This window comes from Sphingomonas jinjuensis, from assembly GCF_014197105.1.
Lineage (GTDB): Bacteria > Pseudomonadota > Alphaproteobacteria > Sphingomonadales > Sphingomonadaceae > Sphingomonas > Sphingomonas jinjuensis.
Genome location: NZ_JACIEV010000001.1, coordinates 180,899 through 200,218 on the forward strand (window position 1 = coordinate 180,899; position 19,320 = coordinate 200,218).

Below are 19,320 nucleotides of genomic sequence, written 5' to 3' on the forward strand. Positions count from 1 at the left end.
TTTCAGCATCCCCCGCCATAGCTCGCCGCCAGGACATGCTGGAACGAGTTCAGCATGGCGGGAGGACCCCTTCGTTGGCGGTTACCTAAAAATCGGTGCCCAGCGACAGCGCCGGCCCCGATCCCGGCCGCGCCCGTCCGGCGACGCGTTCACGCCAATCGGCGGTCAGCCGCAGCCGGCGCCCCGCGACCGGCACCGCAAGCCCCAGCGTCGGCCCGATATCGGCGCGCGCCGCGCCGCGCTGCCCCCCTGCCCAGGCGCCGGCTCCGATGTCGAGCCGCCAGCCTGCCCGCTCGACCAGCGGCAGCGTCAGTCGCGCCGAGCCATCCGCGAACGGCTCGACCCGGCCGCGTGCCACGGCGCCTCCCTGGGCATAGCCCTCCAGCTCGATCGGCCCCGCCACGCGGGTCGGGGCGATACCGCCGACGACGAGCAATGCCGGCCCCGACCGGCCCCCGTCGAGCGCGATGCGCTGCTCGGCGATGACGTGAAGGGGCAGCGCCGTCGGTTGCCAGTCGATGCCCAGCCCCGCCTCACGCCCCCGCCCCGACAGCGGCGCCGCGAGCCGTGCCGACAGCGCCAGCCGACGGCGGCGGTCGATCATGTAGGTGGCGCGCAATCCCGTCTGAGAGGCGCCAAGCTGGCCCCCGAGCAACGCCGAAGCGTTGCCGCCCCGCGCGATCGCCCAGGCGCTGACCGCCCAGCGCTTGGGGGGTAGCGCCAGCGGCGGCGGCGCGACCGGCGGCGGGATGGCGGGAGCGGCCGGGACGTGGCCGCCCAGCGGGGGCGATCCTGCGGCGGGGACAGCGGTAGGGGACGCGGCGCGGGGCACGATCGGCAGCCGATGGCGCGGCGCGTGCCCCAAGCGGACAGGCGCGGGAACCACCTGCACGGCAACGACGCGGCCTGGCCGCGGGCGAAGGGGTCGTTCCACCGGCACAGCCTCGGCCACGCCGACCAGCGCCGCCGGTCCTGGGGGCTCGCCTTCCGGCCACAGCGCGACCGCGCGCAGCGACGTCCAGCCGAGCAGGACGATGGCCAGGAAACGCAGCGGACGCCCCCCGGTCATCGGGTCGTACCGTCCAGGGCCGGAAATGCATGCTGCGTCTTGTCCCACTGCGGCAGGCCACCGCGCAGGATCACCCAATAGCGGGCCATCGCCCGCGGCGCCGCCATCAGCGCAATGATGTTGCCGACGACGAAGCGCGGCAGTGCCAGCATGCCCTGGCGCCAGCCGTAGCAGCGCCAGGTGAACGCCACGCGCAGCGCCAGCCGCCACACGAGCAGCGCCGTCGTCACCGACATCAGCCACTGCGCCAGCGCATCGCCGCCCGTCGGCACCCCGACCGCCCAATGGACGATCGGCTGCATCCCCCACAACAGCATCGCCGCATAGGCCACCGCCAGCACGAGCACCGCCAGCGGCCCGCGGCGGTCACGCATCCGCATCCAATGGTCCGCGACCGCCCCCGCGCGTGCCCAGCCGGTCCGATCCCAGCCCGCCAGCGCGATGCCGGTCATCCACCGCGCCTTCTGCCGCGTCGCCGCTGCGATCGTGGCGGGGAAATAGGCGCGGATGGCGATCAGCTCGCCATCCCCATCTTCGACGCGCGCGAAGACGCCGCGTCCGCCGCACTCGGCGATACGCAGGCCAAGTTCATAGTCCTCGGTCAGGCTGGCGGCGTCGAACGGATCACCGCCACGCTCGGCCGCGATGGCGGCGAGCATCGGCACCGCGATCGCGCAGCCTGTTCCCGCCAGCGGCATCGCCGCCGCGATCGCGGTGCGCACCACCATCTGGCTGCTGTGGCTGGTCGCGAACTCGTCGGCATAATGGCCGGAGATGAGCGGCGATCCGGGAACGACGAGCGGCAGCACCGGCAATTGGACCACCGCATGCTCGCCGATCAACGCATCGAACAGGCGAAGCTCGGCGGGATGGACGACATCCTCGGCGTCGTGGATCACCACCGCCTTGGTCGCACGCCCCTCGCAGGCGTCATCGGCGATCAGCGCGCGCCATAGCGTATTGAGATTATCGGCCTTGGTCGTGGGGCCGTCGCGCTCGCCGATGACGAGGCGGACGCGCGAATCATGGCCGGCGACGCTGGCGGCGGCGTCGATCGTCGCCCGATCGTTGGGATAGAGGCCGATGTAGAGGCGATAATCGGGGTGATCGAGCCGCGCGAGCGCCGCCGCAATCATCTGCCCGATCACCGCCGCCTCGTCCCAGGCACCGACCAGCACCGCCATCCGGCCCGGTGTGGACGGCATCGGAATATCGGCAAGTCGTTGACGTCGCGCCTTCTTGTCGACGATGCGCCGGACAATATAGACGATGTCGACGATGAGGTCGTCGAGACCGCCGATCAGGAAACCGGTTGCCGCGAACAGCATCGTCTCACGCGTGAGCGCGTCGAACAGTACCAACCCGTCCAAGACGCCGCCCCCCCGCCCGTCGTGATCCTCATGACGTGGCGCAGCGGCGCCGCATCATGCAACGAAGATCTTTGGCGATGTTACGTCTTATTTCTGGACGAGGTGCAACCGACGAGACGCCAGGATTCGCACAAGTCGTTGGATGGTAGCGAGAACAAAAGTTGCGCTGACGCGTTGGCCGCATCGATCCCTTCCCCTTTCGGGATCGGTGCCGACCCAAGCACGGCACGGCCGCGTCGGCGCATCGCCGGCGCGGCCAAACGCCGCTCAGCCGTTACGGCGTATCGCGTCCGCCGCCCGTGCCGTCGGCACGCGCGCCCGCGGCGCCGACCGTGCCGATGTTGCCGAACAGATCCTCGAAGATGCCGCGCTTCTTGCCCAGCGTCGGCGTTTCCTTGCCCGACGGGCTGAGGCTTGCCACCTGCTCCAGCCCGGTGCGGGTGATCGAGGTGACGTTGCCGGCCTGGTCGAAGGTCAGCTTCAGCGTGATCTGCGCGTTCGGCTTCGGTTTCTGAAAGGCGAGGTTGCGGGTGTCGCGAGCGACGTAATACCAGTCCTGCGCGCCGAACTGGCTGGCGAAGGTCGGCCGCCCCAGCGTCTGTTGCACCGACTGGCGGTTGTCGACGCCTGGCTGAACCGAGTTCACGAGGTCGACGTCGACGATATAGCCCTGGTGCGCGCGCAGCGGCGTACACGCGGCGGCGGCCATGCCCAGCAGAAGTATGCCCGTGCGGGCCAGCGATACGCTCATTACCATCTCCGCACAGGATGCTGCCGTCGATTGCATCCCTCGTGGTTCGGCTCGATATGCGAGGACAGGGGCGGGCACAAGCCGCGCCGACATCGCCGGGACGAAGGACGACACGCGTGGGTTGGTTGGGGAAGCTGTTGGGAGAGAAGCCGGACGAGGCGCTGCCGGCCTATAATGCGGTCGTGCTGCGCGGCCGCGCCGAGCATTGGTATCTGGCGGGCGGCGTGCCCGACACCGTCGACGGCCGCTTCGACGCGATCGCCGCAGTGCTGGCGATGGTGCTGCTGCGGCTGGAACAGGATCCCGCCGCCGCCAAGGCGCAGGTGGCGCTGACCGAGCGTTTCGTCGACGACATGGACGGCCAGCTGCGCGAGATCGGCATCGGTGACATCGTCGTCGGCAAGCATATCGGCAAGATGATGAGCATGCTGGGTGGACGGCTGGGCGCATATCGCGACGGGCTGGCGGCGGGCGACCTGAAGCCGGCGCTCCAGCGCAACCTGTATCGCGGCGCACCGCCGTCAGATGCGGCGGTGGCGCATGCCGCCGACGAGCTGACGCATTTCTATCGCGCGCTCGAGGCGACGCCGACATCGGCAATCATCGCGGGAGAGCTGCCGTGACGCCCGAATTCAGCCGGGTCGAGCGGCTCGATACGATCGGCGAGCGCGAGCACGCGGTCGAGATCGCCGCCACCGCCGACGAGCGTGCGGGCCTGGCGGCGCGATTTGGCCTGCTGTCGGTCAATGCGCTCGAAGGCCGCTTCACGGTCCGCCGCGAAGCCGCGGGGATCACGGTGCGTGGGCGCGTGACCGCCGACGTCGTCCAGGCCTGTTCGGTGACCGGGGAACCGTTGCCGGCCAAACTGGACGAGCCGGTCGCGCTGCTGTTCGTCGAGGCGTTCGGCGAGGGTGACGAGGAGGTCGAGCTGGCCGGCGATGCGCTCGACACCGTCGAGATCGAGGGCGGCGGGATCGACCTGGGCGAGGCGGCGGCGGAGACGATGGCGCTGGCGCTCGACCCGTTTCCGCGCAGCCCCAATGCCGAGGCGGCGCTGAAGGCGGCCGGCGTGCTGGGCGAGGACGAGGTCGGGCCGTTCAGCGGGTTGAAGGCCCTTAAGGACAAGCTGGAGGGGTAGCTACCACCCCGGCAAGGCCCGGGCCCAAGTGCAACCCGGAACTTGATGAAGGGCTGCGCGCCGACGCATCCGTCTCGCCGCCGGGCCCCGGCCTTCGCCGGGGTGGTGCTGGGATCAGCCCTCGTCCGGGCCCAGCGACGCGTCCAGATCGCGCGGGCGGATGAAGCGGGTCAGCGTCGCGCCGCCGGGCTTGGCGTCGCCCCAGCGATCCGCCCCCAAGGCCAGCTCGGCGAGCGTCGCGGTGGGATATTTTTCCTCGACCGCGTCGCGCAGCGCATCGTCGCTGTCACCGGCCAGGAGCAGCACGAGCTCTTCCAGCCCCGGGTTATGGCCGACGAGCAGCACACGGCTCAGCGTGTCGGGCAGCTCGCGGACCACATCGAGCAACGTCGCCGCCGAGGCGAGATACAGCCGCCGGTCCCATGCAGGGGCCAGCGTGCGGCCATAGCCGCTCTCGACCTCTTCGAGCGTCTGTTCGACGCGCACCGCGGGCGAGGCGATGATATGGTCGAAGTCGAGGTCGATCTGGCGCCAGTGGCGACCCATCGCGATCGCGGCGCGGCGCCCCTTGGCATTCAGCGGACGATCGAAGTCGCGGGCGACCGGATCGTCCCACCCCGACTTGGCGTGGCGCAGCAGCGTCAGCGTCTTCATGGGTGGCCTAACCTCCATCAGGCGTCGAGCGGAGCCACCCCATGCCCGATGCGCGCGCCCGTGGAAAGCCGCTGCGCGACCCGCGCGACCGCCTCGTCGAGGGTGACGCGGACGATCGGCACCCCCGGCGGGAAGGCGGTCAGCAGCCGCGAGGGCATCGCCGCCGACAGCATGACGAAGCTGCCGCAGTCATCGGCACGGCGGATCAGTCGCCCGAACGCCTGTGCCAGCCGGGCGCGGACGAGCCTGTCGTCATAGGCGGAGCCGCCGCCCGCCAGCCGCCGCGCGGCGTGGAGCACGGTCGGCTTGGGCCAGGGCACCCCCTCCATCACCACCAGCCTGAGGGAGCGCCCCGGCACGTCGACGCCGTCGCGCAGCGCATCGGTGCCGAGCAGGCTGGCGTGGGGATCGTCGCGGAAGATGTCGACCAGCGTCCCAGTATCGATCGGATCGACGTGCTGCGCGTGGAGCGGCAGCCCTTCGCGCGCCAGCCGGTCGGCGATGCGCGCGTGGACGACGCGCAGGCGACGGATCGCGGTGAACAGCCCCAGCGTGCCGCCGCCGGCGGCGACGATCAGCCGCGCATAGGCATTGGCGAGCGCGCCCAGATCGCCGCGCTTCACGTCGGTCACCACCAGCACCTCGGCCTGGTTGGGATAGTCGAACGGGCTCGGCGCCTCGAACCGGGCGGGGCCGCGGGCGAGGTGGGGCGTGCCGATCCGCGCCTCCGCCGTGTCCCAGTCGCCGCCGCCGGTCAGCGTCGCCGAGGTGACGAGCGCGCCGTGGGCGGGCTTCAGCACCACCTGCGCGAAGGGGCGGGTCGGGTCGAGCCAGTGACGGCGCAGGCCGATGTCGTACTCACGCCCTTCGACCCGGTCGACGACCAGCCAATCGACGAAGTCGGGATCGACCGGCCCGCCGATCCGCGCCAGCAGCGCCAGCCACGCCGCCACTGTCTCGGCTCGCCACCCGATCGAGGCGATCGCGCCCTCGATCCGCGCCCGCGCCGGGCCGTCCATCCAGTCGGGCGCCTCGGCGAGCACCGCCTCCAGCCGCTTGCCCAGTGTCACCAGCGGTCGCACCAGCGCGTCGAGCGCCGCCGCCGCGGGCGCCGCCGCCTCGATCAGCGCCGGGGTCGGCTCGGCGAGTTCGGTTTCCAGGCCGTAACCCGCGTCACCCGGCTGCTCGGCGCGGGCGTAGGTGAGCCCGCGGACGGCGGCGAGGAGATGCTCGATCGGCCCGAACGGCGCGCCCTCCGCCAGCCGCCCGATCCAGCCGTCGGAGGCGAGGTGACGCGCCGCGTCGATTGCGTCCTGGATCGCGACACCACCCTGCTCGTCATAGCTGGCGACGTCGGACAGCCTCGCCTGAAGCCCGCGTCGCCGCCCCCGCCCGCCGCTTTCAGGCCCGAGGATCCAGCGCCTGAGCTCGATCGTCTCCTGCCCGGTCAGCGCCGCCGAGAACATCGAATCGGCGGCGTCGAACAGATGATGCCCCTCGTCGAAGACGTAGCGCGTCGGCCGCGTCGCCAGCTCGCGGCCACGCGCCGCGTTGACCATCACCAGCGCATGATTGGCGATGACGATGTCCGCCTCCACGCTCGCCCGCGCCGCGCGCTCGATGAAGCATTTCCGATAGTGGGGGCAGCCGGCATAGATGCACTCGCCGCGCCGGTCGGTGAGCGCGGTCGAGCCGTTGCGGCGGAACAGCGTCGGCAGCCAGCCGGGCAGGTCGCCGCCGACCATGTCGCCGTCGGCACTGTACGCCGCCCAGCGTGCCACCAGCTGCGCCAGGATCGCGGCGCGGCCGGCGAATCCGCCCTGCAACGCATCCTCGAGGTTGAGCAGGCACAGGTAATTCTCGCGCCCCTTGCGCGTCACCACCTTCGCCCGGCGTGCGGCGGCGTCGGGGAACAGCCGCTCGGTCTCCTGCCCTAGCTGGCGCTGCAAGGCCTTGGTGTAGGTGGAGATCCACACCGCGCCGCCCGCCTTCGCCGCCCATAGCGACGCGGGGGCGAGATAGCCCAAGGTCTTGCCGATCCCCGTCCCCGCCTCTGCCAGCACGACGGCTGGCGCCTCGCGCATCGGCCGCGGGCCGAAGGCGGCGGCGGCGGCGGCGGCATAGGCGCGCTGGCCGGGGCGCACCTCCGCCCCCTGCCCGGTCAGCCGGACCAGCCGCTCCTCCGCCTCGTGCGGCTCGATCGTCACGGTGCGCGGCGCGGGACGCGGCGCCGCTTCCTCCCATTCGGGCAGCCGCGTGAACAGCAAGCGCTCATTGGTCGCGGGCGCCGTCAGCCTGCCGGCCAGCGTCGGCGCCCAGGGCCAGCGCGCGCGGGCGAGCGCCTGCGCCGTGGTCCACGCACCCTCGCGCTCGGCCCAGTCGCCCGCCACCACCGCCAGCAGCGCCGCCGCCGCCTCGCGCAGGAAGGCGGCGACGTCGGCGTCCGTCTCCGGCGGCGAGATATCGACGGCGCGCGCGAACCCCTGCGGCGTCGGCACCGTGAAGCGCGCCGGATGGACGAAGGCGAACAGCTCGAGCAGATCGAGCCCGGACAGCTCGGCATAGCCCAGCCGCTGCCCGACGAGCGGCGCGTTGAGCATGATGACGGGGGTGTCGGCGGCGATGCGGATCGCCTCCCCCCGGCCGATCGGCCGCGTGCCGTCGCCATCGGCGATCCAGATGCCGCCGTGGCTGGCGTGGAGGGCGGGATGCGGGAGCACGCATCCCGCCTAGCGCGGTAGGAACGATCGGGGAACAGGCGATTGCTGACGGGAGGCGCAAAGGGCTGGCGTCAACGTCAGACTGGCGTCACATCGCCAACTCCCAAGGCAAGCACTCGCGTGGGTGTCGACAAGGTGGCGCCTTGCCGCGTCGTCACCGACGGTCGCGGCGGCCGTATCACGACCGAAGCGATCGGCTGGCCGATATCCATGGCATCAGCGCTGCGCCGCCAGAGAATGGAACACGTTCGACCTGATCGGCGACCGTGCGGAGGCGGCTATGTCTCGCAAGCCGCAAGCGCATGAAAACAGGCAATAAACCCATATCGAGTTTTACATCCTTCGGAAACTTGCGCCTCATTAGGCACGGGACATGGCCCTTCCCTTCGCGCCCGCCAATCCCGAGCACACGATCGAAGAGGATCGTCCCACGGGCGTCATCCTCATCACCGTCAAGGGATTCTTCGATCTCGCCACGTTGCGGATCCACTTCGCGCAATGTGCCGCGATCGTGGGCTGTTGGCGCGCAGCCGACCGCCCGATCCGAGTCCTCATCGACGCCGTCGATTTGAAGCCGCACAGCCCCGAGGGGCAGGCCTGTGTTCAAGAGGCGACCAGTCGGATCTATCGATCGGGCGACAAAGTCGCCATCGTGGTATGCTCAAGTCTCGTTAAAATGCAGATGCGCCGCGCCCTTCGGCAACCCGACATACTCAACCTGTTCATCAGCAAAAGCGCAGCGCTGGTGTGGCTCGACGCCTTCAACCATCCTGCCGTTGTCTATCCATCAGCCATCCAGCCGCAACCGTAAGGGAGGAAGGCGTTGCATACGATAATCGTCAACATCGAACGTCGCTTCATCGAGGTCAAACTGGAAGGACTTTGCTCGATGGCAGAGTTCCAGACATTCGTTCTAGAGCTGCGAAATGAGATCGCACGGTTTCCGCGGGGCGATCGCCCGCCGGCGACGCTTTACGATTTCACCGGGGCCACGATCCAGACCCAAGAGGTGGTGCTCGCCATGAAGGCTTTGGCCGAGCATCCGTCCATGACGCATCGGCGCGTGGCGATGTACACAGAAGGCGTTCTTGCCCGTCAACAGGCTAAGCGTATCTGCGAAAATCGCGACAACATGTTCGTATTTTCGTCTCGTCGGGATGCGCTCGAATGGCTCGAACAGTGACCTGTCGACGAGTTTGACGCCATGCTCCCCGGTCGGGATGGGCAAGCCGCGACGATCGATATCGACGCCTCCACCCATCGGCTGGCATCCCCCCGCCCAGCCAGCTAATGCGCGTCCGTTATGACCGACACCGACATCCGCACCGCCGCTCTCGAGTCCAAGGCTTGGCCCTATGAGGAGGCGCGCAAGCTGTTGAAGCGCTGGCCCGAGGGGAAGCCCGGGGGCGAGCCGGTGTTGTTCGAGACGGGCTATGGCCCCTCGGGGCTGCCGCATATCGGTACGTTCAACGAGGTGCTGCGCACGACGATGGTGCGCCGCGCGTTTGCGGAGATGTCGGACCAGCCGACCCGGCTGATCGCGTTCAGCGACGATATGGACGGCCTGCGCAAGGTGCCCGACAACGTGCCCAACGGCAACATGCTGCGCCAGCATCTGGGAAAGCCGCTGACGCGAATCCCCGATCCGTTCGGCAAGTTCGACAGCTTCGCCGCGCATAACAATGCGATGTTGCGGCAATTCCTCGACCAATATGGGTTCGATTACGAGTTCGCGTCGTCGACCGACTATTATTCGAGCGGGCGATTCGACGAGGCGCTGAAGGGGGTTCTGCGGCATTTTGACGCGATCCAGGACGTGATGCTGCCGACGCTGCGCGCCGAGCGGCGGGCGACGTATTCGCCGGTGCTGCCGATCAGCCCGACCAGTGGCATCGTCCTCCAGGTGCCGATCGAGGTGGTCGATGCCGAGGCCGGCCTGATCGCGTTCGAGGATGAGGGGCAGCGCATTGTCCAGTCCGTCCTCGGCGGGCAGGCGAAGCTGCAGTGGAAGGTCGACTGGGCGATGCGCTGGGTGGCGCTGGGTGTCGATTACGAGATGGCGGGCAAGGACCTGATCGATTCGGTCACCCAGTCGTCGCGGATCGCGCGCGTGCTCGGCGGCCGCCCGCCCGAGGGCTTCAACTACGAGATGTTCCTCGACGAGAATGGCGAGAAGATCTCGAAGTCGAAGGGCAACGGCCTAACGATGGAACAGTGGCTGACGTACGGCACGCCCGAGAGCCTGTCGTTCTTCGCCTATCGCGAGCCCAAGAAGGCCAAGCAACTGCACATGGGCGTCATTCCGCGCGCGGTCGACGAATATTTCCAGTTCCGTGGCAATTACGCAGGCCAGGCGGTGAAGGAGCGGCTGGGCAATCCGGTCCACCACATTCATGGCGGCAAGGTGCCGGGCGGCGTGCCGCCGGTGACGTTCGGGCTGCTGCTGAACCTGACCAGCGTGCTCGGCGCGACCGCGACGGCGGCGCAGGTCGAACAGTATCTCGCGAACTATACCGGCGGCGAGACCAGCCCCGAGCTGGCGGCGATGATCGAGCTGGCGCTGGCCTACAATCGCGATTTCGTCGCGCCGACGCTGCAGCGGCGCAAGCCCGAGGGCGTCGAGGTGGCGGCATTGCAACGGCTGGATGCGGAGCTGGCGGCGTTGCCGGCGGATGCGAGCGCCGAGGCGATCCAGGACGTGGTGTACGAAATCGGCAAGACCGGCGGGTTCGAGTCCTTACGCGACTGGTTCAAGGCGCTGTACGAGACGCTGCTGGGATCGAGCCAGGGGCCGCGGATGGGGAGCTTCATCCGGTTGTACGGGGTGGAAAATACGCGGCGGTTGATTGCCGAGGCGCTGGCCTAAATCCTTTTAGCCCCTCCCCTTCAGGGGAGGGGTTGGGGTGGGGGGGGACGTGGGCGATGTCTCTGCGAGGCTTCCCCCACCCCCAACCCTCCCCTGAAGGGGAGGGGCTTTGCGTTGTCACCTACTCCGCCGCCACCGCTTCCTCGGTCAGCGGATGCGACACGCGGGTCAGCATTTCCTTCGGCACGATCTGCCAGAAGTCGCCCGCCACGCGGTCCCAGTCGTCGAGCAGGCCCTTCGACCATTTGCTGTCGGTGACGCGCGCGTGCTCCTCGATCAGGCCGCGGAGTACGCCTTCCCAATGCGCTGTGCCGAGGCGCTGCCAGGTCAGGCTCTCGCCGTTGACGCGGCGTTCGAACGTCGCGTCGGGGTCGTAGACGAAGGCCATGCCACCGGTCATGCCGGCGCCGAAATTCTGCCCGACGCGCCCCAGCACCACCGCAATGCCGCCGGTCATATATTCGCAGCCGTTGGCGCCGCAGCCCTCGACCACCACGGTCGCGCCCGAGTTGCGCACCGCGAAGCGCTCGCCCGCCTGCCCCGCCGCGAACAGCCGGCCCGAGGTCGCGCCGTAGAGCACGGTATTGCCGAGGATGGTATTCTCCTGGCTCTTGAGCGGTGACGACACCGCCGGGCGGATGATGATGGTGCCGCCCGACAGCCCCTTGCCGACATAGTCGTTGGCATCGCCGAACACCTCGAGCGTGATGCCCTTGCACAGGAACGCGCCCAGGCTTTGCCCCGCCGAACCGCGCAGGCGGATGGTGACGTGGCCATCCGCCAGCTTCGACATGCCGAAGCGGCGGGTGATCTCGCTTGACAGCCGGGTGCCCACCGCGCGGTGGGTGTTGCGGACCGAATAGGTCAGCTGCATCTTCTCGCCGCGGCTGAAGACGGCCGCCGCATCCTTGATGATCTGCGCGTCGAGGCTGTCGGGCACTTCGTTGCGGAAGGTCGACAGGCTGAAGCGGCGCTGCGAATCATCGGCGTCGACTTTGGCCAGAATCGGATTCAAGTCGAGATCGTCGAGATGCTCGGCGCCGCGGCTGACCTGGCGGAGCAGCTCGGTACGGCCGATCACCTCGTCGAGGCTCTTCACGCCGAGCCGGGCGAGGATGTCGCGCACTTCCTCGGCGATGAAGGTCATCAGGTTGATGACCTTTTCGGGCGTGCCGACGAACTTCTGGCGCAGCGCCGAATCCTGGGTGCAGACACCGACCGGGCAGGTGTTCGAATGGCACTGGCGCACCATGATGCAGCCCATTGCGACGAGACTCAATGTGCCGATGCCGAATTCCTCCGCGCCCAGGATCGCGGCGATGACGATGTCGCGCCCGGTCTTGAGCCCGCCGTCGGCGCGCAGCTTGATCCGTCCGCGCAGGCCGTTGAGCGTCAGCACCTGGTTGACCTCGGACAGCCCCATTTCCCACGGGGTGCCGGCATATTTGATGCTGGTCTGCGGCGATGCGCCGGTGCCGCCGACATGGCCGGAGACGAGGATGACGTCGGCATGCGCCTTCGCGACGCCGGCGGCGACGGTGCCGATGCCCGCCGAGCTGACCAGCTTCACGCAGACGCGCGCGCGCGGGTTGATCTGCTTGCAGTCGTAGATGAGCTGCGCGAGATCCTCGATCGAGTAGATGTCGTGATGCGGCGGCGGGCTGATCAGCGTCACCCCGGGAGTTGCGTGACGCAACTTGGCGATGAATTCGGTCACCTTGAAACCGGGCAGCTGGCCGCCCTCGCCGGGCTTGGCGCCCTGCGCGACCTTGATCTCGATCTCTTCGCACGCGTTGAGATATTCGGCGGTCACGCCGAAGCGGCCGCTGGCGATCTGCTTGATCGTCGAATTGGCGTTGTCGCCGTTGTCGTAGGGCTTGAAGCGGACGACATCCTCGCCGCCCTCGCCCGACACCGCCTTGGCGCCGATCCGGTTCATCGCGATCGCCAGCGTCTCGTGCGCCTCGGGCGAGAGCGCCCCCAGCGACATGCCCGGCGTCACGAAGCGCTTGCGGATCTCGGTGATCGCCTCGACCTGGTCGACGGGAATGCCCTCGGTCGGGAAGTTGAACTGGAGCAGGTCGCGCAGGTAGACCGGCGGCAGGTCGCCGACGCCGCGGCTGAACTGCATGTAGCTGGTGTAGCTGTCGGTCGACACCGCGGTCTGGAGCAGGTGCATCAGCTGCGCTGAATAGGCGTGCGTCTCGCCGCCGGCGCGCTGGCGATAGAAGCCGCCGATCGGCAGGTGGACGACGCCGCCGTCGAAGGCCGCATTGTGCCGGTCGGTCGCGTTGACGTGGAGCGAGGCATAGCCCTCGCCGCTGATCTTCGCGGGCATGCCGGGGAACAGATCGTTGACGAGCGCGCGGCTGAGCCCGACCGCTTCGAAGTTGTAGCCGCCGCGGTAGGACGAGATCACCGCGATGCCCATCTTCGACATGATCTTGAGGAGGCCCTCCTCGATCGCGACGCGATGGCGCTTCAGGCATTCGTCGAGGCTGAGGTCACCGAACAGGCCGCGCGCGTGACGATCGGCGATCGCGGCTTCGGCCAGATAGGCGTTCACCGTCGTCGCGCCGACGCCTATCAGCACGGCGTAGTAATGCGTGTCGAGGCATTCGGCGGTGCGCACGTTGACGCTCGCGTACGAGCGCAGGCCGCGCCGGACGAGATGGGTGTGGACCGCCGCGGCGGCGAGGACGCCGGGGATCGCCACGCGATCCTCGTCAATATGCTCGTCGGTCAAGAACAGCTCGGAGCGACCTTCGCGTACCGCCTGCTCGGCCTGGTTGCGGATCCGCTGGATCGCAGCGCGCAGCTTTTCGGGGCCGCCGCCGGCTTCGAAGGTGCAGTCGATCTCGCTCGCGCTGGCTCCGAAATGCGCGCGCAGCTGTGCCCAGGTCGCGCCGGTCAGCACCGGCGAATCGAGGACGAGCACGCGTTCGCGGCTGTCCTTCACGTCGAGGATGTTGGCGAGATTGCCGAACCGCGTCTTGAGCGACATGACATAGCGCTCGCGCAGACTGTCGATCGGCGGGTTGGTCACCTGGCTGAAATTCTGGCGGAAAAACTGGCTGATGAGGCGCGGCTTGTCGCTGATGACCGCGAGCGGCGTGTCGTCGCCCATCGAGCCGATCGCTTCCTTGCCGCCCTCGACCATCGGCGACAGGATCAGCTCCATATCCTCCATCGTCTGGCCGGCCGCGACTTGGCGGCGGGCCAGCTCAGGCCGCGGATAGCGGACCACCGCCTCGTCGCCGACCGCAGGCAGGTCGCCCAGCGACAGGAATTCGCCGATCATCCCGGCATAGTCGTACTCACCGGCGATCCGGTCCTTCACCGCGCGATCCTCGAGCACCACGCCCTCGTCGAGGTCGACCGCGATCATCTGCCCCGGCCCCAGCCGCCCCTTGGCGACGACGGTCGATTCGGGAACGACGACCATGCCGGTTTCCGAGCCGACGATCAGCAGCCCGTCCGAGGTGAGCGAATAGCGCAAGGGGCGCAGCGCGTTGCGGTCCATGCCCGCGACCGCCCAGCGGCCGTCGGTCATCGCCAGCGCGGCGGGGCCGTCCCACGGCTCCATCACGCTGGCGAGATATTGGTACATCGCCTGGTGTGCGGGCGGCGTGTCGTCGCCGATCGCTTCGGGCACCAGCATCAGCTTCGCGGTCGGCGCATCGCGGCCCGAGCGGCAGATCGCCTCGAACACCGCGTCGAGCGCGGCGGTGTCGCTGGCGCCCGCCGGGATCACCGGCTTGATGTCCTCGGAATGCTCGCCGAACGCCAGGCTCGCCATGCGGATCTCGTGGCTGAGCATCCAGTTCTTGTTGCCGCGGATCGTGTTGATCTCGCCGTTGTGCGCCAGGCAGCGGAACGGCTGCGCCAGCCACCATTGCGGGAAGGTGTTGGTCGAATAGCGCTGGTGGAAGATCGCGACGCGGCTCTCGAACCGGCGATCGGCGAGGTCGGGATAGAAGACCGACAGGCTCTCGGCGAGGAACAGTCCCTTGTAGACGATCGAGCGGCACGACAGCGAGCAGATGTAGAAGCCCTGGATCTGCGCGGCGATGACGCGCTTTTCGATCCGGCGGCGGACCAGATACAGGTTCTTCTCGAACTCCTCGGCGCTGGCCTCGTCGGGCAGCGGGCCGGCGATCATGATCTGCTCGATCTCGGGCCGGGTCTGCTGCGCCTTGGCACCGATCACCGACACGTCGACGGGCACCTGGCGCCAGCCGTAGATGGTGTAGCCCGCCTCGATGATCGCCGCCTCGACGATCGTCCGGCACGTCTCCTGCGCGCTGAGATCAGTGCGCGGCAGGAACACCATGCCGACCGCGAGCCGGTTCGGCTTGGGCTTGTGGCCAGACGCGGCGACGCAATCGTCGAAGAAGCCCAACGGCAGGTCGATATGCAGCCCGGCGCCGTCGCCGGTCTTGCCGTCGGCATCGACCGCGCCGCGATGCCACACCGCCTTCAGCGCATCGATCGCCGACTGGACGACGCGCCGCGACGGCTTGCCATCGGTCGCCGCGACGAGCCCGACGCCGCACGCGTCGGATTCCATCTCGGGGCGGTACATGCCGTGCTCGGCGATGTGCTGGCGCAGGTCGGTCATGGCATGGGTCATCAGGCGTATCCCTCAGAATGGAGGAGACTAATCACCTGACGCGTTGCTGCGATCAGGTCGGGAATGTCGGCCCACGCGCGATTGGCACGTTGCGCGCGGGCAACTGGATCGGTCGGATAGTCATGAGCAAGGATATTCCGGGTCGCACCGATCTCGATCCAGCGATCCGCGCTAGCGATCCCGCTAAGTGCTTCAACGCGACGAAACTGGTTCTGCGCGGAAAGCCCCGCGAGTGTCTCGCCCGACATCACCAGCAATCCGCGGAACAGTTTACGACTGGTTAGGTCGAACAATTGTTCGAACATTCGCAACAGAGCGTGGAGCCGTTCCCAAGGATCATCCCCCCATGCCGACAGGGCATCGGGCTCAGCCGGCAACAGCAGCCCCATCCGCTGAACGAGGCGCTCCAAATGACTGCTCAGCTGTTCTGCCGCGCGGACCGCCTCGGCCGTGGCCTCGCGCACCTCATCGGGGGTCAAAGAACGATACCCTCGCGTATTGCCGCGCGGTCGATCCACCGATCGTCCCGACCGCGGGCTGCGACGACCACGTCAATTTGTTCCTCGTCCAAAGCCTTCCACATCAGCGCGCGAAACCGCACCTCATGATCGATATCGGCCGCCGCCGGATCGGCGGTGACGTGCAGATCGATATCTCCGCCGCGCCTATCGTCATCAGTTCGACTGCCGAACAGCCGCACAATCACGTCATCGCCGAACACTTCGATGGCCGCGAGCTTGATCGCATCGGCAAGATGCGAATCTAGCCTCACGCCGCCACCTTCTCGGCCTTCGCCTGCGCCCTCAGCCACTGGTGCATCGTCTTGGCGACGTCGCGGCCGTCGCGGATTGCCCAGACGACCAGGCTGGCGCCGCGGACGATGTCGCCCGCCGCAAACACGCCGTCGAGACTAGTCATCAGCGTCTTGCCGTCGACCAGCACCGTGCCCCAGCGGCTGACGCCGAGCTCGGGCGCGTTCCACAGCTTGGGCAGTTCCTCGGCATCGAAGCCGAGCGCCTTCACGACCAGATCGGCGTGGAGGGTGAAGTCGCCCACCGGATCGGCCTCGGGCGCGCGGCGGCCGCTGGCGTCGGGAGCGCCCAGCCGCATGCGGCGCGCGGTGACGGTGCCGTCGGCGGCGAAGGCGGCGGGGGCGGAGAGCCAGATGAACTCGGCGCCCTCTTCCTCCGCATTGCCGACCTCGCGCTGGCTGCCAGGCATGTTGGCGCGGTCGCGGCGATAGAGGCACTTCACCGATGCCGCGCCCTGGCGGATCGCGGTGCGGACGCAGTCCATCGCAGTGTCTCCGCCGCCGATCACGACGACATGCTTGCCCGCGGCGTCGAGCGCGCCCTCGTCGAACGCCGGCACCGCGTCGCCGAAGCCCTTGCGGTTCGAGGCGATGAGATAGTCGAGCGCGGCGACGACGCGGTCGCCCGCCTGATCGGGCACGTCGATGGCGCGGGCGCGATAGACGCCGGTGGCGACGAGGACGGCGTCATGACGCTGGCGCAGCTCGTCGAGGCTGGCGTCGCGGCCGACCTCGAAACCTTCGTGGAAGACGATGCCGCCCGCCTTGAGCCGCTCGACACGGCGCATGACGACGGGCTTCTCCAGCTTGAAGCCGGGGATGCCATAGGTCAGCAGTCCACCGGCGCGATCGTGGCGATCATAGACATGGACGTCATAGCCGTTGCCGCGGAGATATTCGGCCGCCGTCAGCCCCGCCGGGCCGGCGCCGATCACCGCGACCGACTGGCCGCGCGGCTTGCCGGGGACCAGCGGCTCGACCCAGCCCTCTTCCCAGGCAGTGTCGGTGATGAACTTCTCGACCGAGCCGATCGTCACCGCGCCGTGGCCAGTGAACTCGATCACGCAATTGCCCTCGCAGAGCCGGTCCTGCGGACAGATACGGCCGCAAATTTCTGGCATCGTCGAGGTCGCGTTCGACAGCTCGTATGCCTCGCGCAGCCGCCCCTCTGCGGTCAGGCGAAGCCAGTCTGGGATGTGGTTGTGGAGCGGGCAATGGACCGAGCAATAGGGCACGCCGCACTGCGAGCAGCGGCCGGCCTGATCCTCGGCCGTCGGGACCGCATAACGCTCGGCAATCTCACGAAAGTCCTCTGCCCGTGCCTCGGCCTCCCGCTTGGCCGGATAGGCCTGCTCACGCCCGACGAACTTCAACATGGATTCGGTTGCCATATGCCCTCCGCTGCGCCGCAATACGCATGGCGAGGGCGTTTGTCACGACCGAAACGGCCGATATGGTAGCTATGCTGCCCTATAATATAGGGAGACAAGGAAATGTGGGCATTTCCTCGGCAACCCTGTGCCGATAAACAGTACGAAACGGACCTAGTGGTGCAACGCGATCAGGGCAACCGCGCCGACGACGATGCGATACCAGGCGAAAGGCGCGAACCCGTGGCGGCTGATGACCGCGACGAACCAGCGAATGACCGCGATCGCGACGAGGAACGACACGACGAAGCCGACCGCGATCGCCAGCCAATCGCCCTCGCCCAGCGCGGCGCCGGTCTTGTAGAGGTCGTATCCCGATGCGGCGAGCATCGTCGGCACGGCCAGGAAGAAGCTGAACTCGGCCGCCGCCTGGCGATCGACGCCCAGCGTCAGCGCGCCCATGATCGTCGCACCCGAGCGGCTGACGCCCGGGATCATCGACAGGCACTGGACGATGCCGATGACGAGCGCGGTGGTTGCGGGCATCGTTTCGACCGATTCGACGCGCACGCGCTTCACCATCCGCTCGATGGCGAGGATCGCGATGCCGCCGACGATCAGCGCCACCGCCACCGTCGTCGGGCTTTCGAGCAGCCGTTTCACCGCCTTGTAGACGATCAGGCCGACCACCGCCGACGGCAGGAAGCCAAGCGCGATGTTGCGGACGAAGGCGATGGAGCGCGCCTGGCCGCCGGCCAGGCCCTTCGCAACACTCCAGAAACGCTGCCAATACAGCACTACCACCGCCAGGATCGCGCCCAACTGGATCACGATGTCGAACGTCGCGGTGCCCTTGTCCTGCACGCCGAGCAGGCTGCCGGCGAGGATCAGGTGGCCGGTCGACGAGACGGGCAGGAATTCGGTGACCCCCTCGACGATGCCGAGGAGAATGGCGGTCAGGAGGTCCATGAAATGTCCTTAGCGTGCGTTTTCGGCGATCAGCTCTTCCGGCCGGCGCGCGAACCGCCCTGCCTTGCGGAAGCGGACCAGCCATTCCGGCGCAACGCTGGCGAGCGGGGTCGGCTCAATGCCGAGATCGGCAAGGCCCAGCGCGCCAGGGGCGACGATATTGTCGTGCTGGAGCATCTTCCACTGGTCGACGTCGATCGGCCCGCCCGGGATCCGCGCGATGAGCGCGCCGGCGGCGTCGGGCAGCTCGACGATCGACGGCTTGCGGTTGGTCGTCTCGGCGATCCAGCGGATCAGCTGGCCCATCGAGATGACGTCGGGGCCGCCCAGTTCATAGGTCTTGCCGCGCGCATCCTCGTCGAACAGCGCACGCGCGATCGCCTCACCGACGTCGCCCGCGAACACCGGTTGGAACTTCACCGGCGCGCGCAGCACGGGGACGATCGGCGACTTCTCGATCATCGCGGCGAAGCGATTGACGAACTGGTCCTCGCGGCCGAACACCACGGAGGGGCGGACGATCGTCGCAGCCGGGAACGCGTCGCGCACCTTCTCCTCGCCCTGGCCCTTGCTGGCGGCATAGATAGCATCGCCATTGGCATCGGCCCCGATCGCCGAGACATGGACCAGGCCCTCAACCCCGGCGCGTGCCGCCGCCTCGGCGACGTTGGCCGCACCGCGCACGTTGGTTGCGGCCATTGCCTTGCCGAACACGCTGACGAGATTGACGACGTAATCGGCATGCGCGACCGCGGGCGCCACGGTATCGGGCCGCGTCGTGTCGGCGGCGACGAACTGCATCTGGCCGAGCCCGCCGAGCGGCTTCAGGAACCAGGCCTTGCGCGGATCGCGCTCGGCGACGCGGACGCGCGCGCCCGTCGCCAGCAGCGATTGGACGACGTAGCGACCGACGAAGCCGCCACCGCCGAACACCGTCACAAGCTTGTCCTTCATCGGTCGTCCTCTTCG

16 protein-coding genes are annotated in these 19,320 nt (G+C 68.4%); 5 read left to right on the top strand and 11 right to left on the bottom strand.

What is annotated here, in order from left to right; genetic code table 11:
- Positions 1-85: 85 nt before the first annotated feature.
- The 3 genes from GGQ80_RS00795 to GGQ80_RS00805 form a co-directional block, all read right to left on the bottom strand.
- A complete protein-coding gene (locus tag GGQ80_RS00795) occupies positions 86-1,069 on the bottom strand; it encodes a hypothetical protein (protein WP_183981808.1) in 984 nt (327 codons plus the stop codon).
- Positions 1,066-2,439, bottom strand: a complete 1,374-nt coding sequence (locus tag GGQ80_RS00800; protein WP_183981810.1) for a glycosyl transferase family protein — start codon at positions 2,437-2,439, stop codon at positions 1,066-1,068. Before GGQ80_RS00800 ends, GGQ80_RS00795 begins: the two co-directional genes overlap by 4 nt.
- A 274-nt stretch (positions 2,440-2,713) precedes the next feature.
- Complete coding sequence (locus GGQ80_RS00805) at positions 2,714-3,196, bottom strand: outer membrane protein assembly factor BamE (protein WP_246346768.1); 483 nt, start codon at positions 3,194-3,196, stop codon at positions 2,714-2,716.
- Between the two features lie 110 nt (positions 3,197-3,306).
- Here GGQ80_RS00805 and GGQ80_RS00810 point away from each other — a divergent pair, with 110 nt between their 5' ends.
- Together GGQ80_RS00810 and GGQ80_RS00815 are read left to right on the top strand one after the other, a co-directional pair.
- Entirely contained in the window at positions 3,307-3,813 is a 507-nt protein-coding gene (locus tag GGQ80_RS00810) for a ubiquinol-cytochrome C chaperone family protein (RefSeq protein WP_343050725.1), read from the top strand.
- Positions 3,810-4,328 (top strand): YceD family protein, encoded by a 519-nt coding sequence (locus GGQ80_RS00815; protein ID WP_183981813.1) that lies wholly within the window; start codon positions 3,810-3,812, stop codon positions 4,326-4,328. Before GGQ80_RS00810 ends, GGQ80_RS00815 begins: the two co-directional genes overlap by 4 nt.
- Positions 4,329-4,442: 114 nt before the next feature.
- On the opposite strand, the gene GGQ80_RS00820 is transcribed toward GGQ80_RS00815, so the two are convergent.
- Together GGQ80_RS00820 and GGQ80_RS00825 are read right to left on the bottom strand one after the other, a co-directional pair.
- Positions 4,443-4,982 (bottom strand): SixA phosphatase family protein, encoded by a 540-nt coding sequence (locus GGQ80_RS00820; RefSeq protein WP_183981815.1) that lies wholly within the window; start codon positions 4,980-4,982, stop codon positions 4,443-4,445.
- A gap of 17 nt (positions 4,983-4,999) precedes the next feature.
- On the bottom strand, positions 5,000-7,702 hold the full coding sequence (locus GGQ80_RS00825) for a helicase C-terminal domain-containing protein (protein ID WP_183981816.1): 2,703 nt from the start codon (positions 7,700-7,702) through the stop codon (positions 5,000-5,002).
- 373 nt (positions 7,703-8,075) lie between these two features.
- On the opposite strand from GGQ80_RS00825, the gene GGQ80_RS00830 reads away from it, so the two are divergent.
- The 3 genes from GGQ80_RS00830 (at position 8,076) to GGQ80_RS00840 (ending at position 10,568) form a co-directional block, all read left to right on the top strand.
- Positions 8,076-8,513 (top strand): hypothetical protein, encoded by a 438-nt coding sequence (locus tag GGQ80_RS00830; RefSeq protein WP_183981818.1) that lies wholly within the window; start codon positions 8,076-8,078, stop codon positions 8,511-8,513.
- A gap of 12 nt (positions 8,514-8,525) precedes the next feature.
- Positions 8,526-8,885 (top strand): hypothetical protein, encoded by a 360-nt coding sequence (locus GGQ80_RS00835; RefSeq protein ID WP_183981820.1) that lies wholly within the window; start codon positions 8,526-8,528, stop codon positions 8,883-8,885.
- Positions 8,886-9,005: 120 nt separating this feature from the next.
- Positions 9,006-10,568 (top strand): lysine--tRNA ligase, encoded by a 1,563-nt coding sequence (locus GGQ80_RS00840; RefSeq protein ID WP_183981821.1) that lies wholly within the window; start codon positions 9,006-9,008, stop codon positions 10,566-10,568.
- A 121-nt stretch (positions 10,569-10,689) separates the two neighbouring features.
- On the opposite strand, the gene gltB is transcribed toward GGQ80_RS00840, so the two are convergent.
- The 6 genes from gltB to GGQ80_RS00870 all read right to left on the bottom strand — a co-directional run bounded on the left by gltB (position 10,690) and on the right by GGQ80_RS00870 (position 19,305).
- Positions 10,690-15,201, bottom strand: a complete 4,512-nt coding sequence (gltB, locus tag GGQ80_RS00845) for a glutamate synthase large subunit (protein ID WP_183981823.1) — start codon at positions 15,199-15,201, stop codon at positions 10,690-10,692.
- Complete coding sequence (locus tag GGQ80_RS00850; RefSeq protein WP_183981824.1) at positions 15,201-15,680, bottom strand: hypothetical protein; 480 nt, start codon at positions 15,678-15,680, stop codon at positions 15,201-15,203. Before GGQ80_RS00850 ends, gltB begins: the two co-directional genes overlap by 1 nt.
- On the bottom strand, positions 15,677-15,973 hold the full coding sequence (locus tag GGQ80_RS00855) for a nucleotidyltransferase domain-containing protein (RefSeq protein WP_183981826.1): 297 nt from the start codon (positions 15,971-15,973) through the stop codon (positions 15,677-15,679). The genes GGQ80_RS00850 and GGQ80_RS00855 overlap by 4 nt, the downstream gene beginning before the upstream one ends.
- Positions 15,970-17,403, bottom strand: coding sequence for an NAD(P)-dependent oxidoreductase (locus GGQ80_RS00860; RefSeq protein ID WP_183981828.1), 1,434 nt, complete (start codon positions 17,401-17,403; stop codon positions 15,970-15,972). The genes GGQ80_RS00855 and GGQ80_RS00860 overlap by 4 nt, the downstream gene beginning before the upstream one ends.
- A 153-nt stretch (positions 17,404-17,556) precedes the next feature.
- The gene (locus GGQ80_RS00865; RefSeq protein WP_183981829.1) at positions 17,557-18,351 is read right to left on the bottom strand and encodes an undecaprenyl-diphosphate phosphatase; all 795 of its coding nucleotides are present in this window, start codon (positions 18,349-18,351) and stop codon (positions 17,557-17,559) included.
- A gap of 9 nt (positions 18,352-18,360) precedes the next feature.
- Entirely contained in the window at positions 18,361-19,305 is a 945-nt protein-coding gene (locus GGQ80_RS00870) for a complex I NDUFA9 subunit family protein (RefSeq protein ID WP_183981831.1), read from the bottom strand.
- Positions 19,306-19,320: the final 15 nt, after the last annotated feature.

Bases quoted from the DNA above. Each gene is read 5' to 3' on its own strand.
- GGQ80_RS00865 (WP_183981829.1), bottom strand. From the start codon at position 18,351: ATGGACCTCCTGACCGCCATTCTCCTCGGCATCGTCGAGGGGGTCACC.
- GGQ80_RS00860 (WP_183981828.1), bottom strand. From the start codon at position 17,403: ATGGCAACCGAATCCATGTTGAAGTTCGTCGGGCGTGAGCAGGCCTAT.
- GGQ80_RS00795 (WP_183981808.1), bottom strand. From the start codon at position 1,069: ATGACCGGGGGGCGTCCGCTGCGTTTCCTGGCCATCGTCCTGCTCGGC.
- GGQ80_RS00805 (WP_246346768.1), bottom strand. From the start codon at position 3,196: ATGGTAATGAGCGTATCGCTGGCCCGCACGGGCATACTTCTGCTGGGC.
- GGQ80_RS00830 (WP_183981818.1), top strand. From the start codon at position 8,076: ATGGCCCTTCCCTTCGCGCCCGCCAATCCCGAGCACACGATCGAAGAG.
- gltB (WP_183981823.1), bottom strand. From the start codon at position 15,201: ATGACCCATGCCATGACCGACCTGCGCCAGCACATCGCCGAGCACGGC.
- GGQ80_RS00870 (WP_183981831.1), bottom strand. From the start codon at position 19,305: ATGAAGGACAAGCTTGTGACGGTGTTCGGCGGTGGCGGCTTCGTCGGT.
- GGQ80_RS00820 (WP_183981815.1), bottom strand. From the start codon at position 4,982: ATGAAGACGCTGACGCTGCTGCGCCACGCCAAGTCGGGGTGGGACGAT.
- GGQ80_RS00840 (WP_183981821.1), top strand. From the start codon at position 9,006: ATGACCGACACCGACATCCGCACCGCCGCTCTCGAGTCCAAGGCTTGG.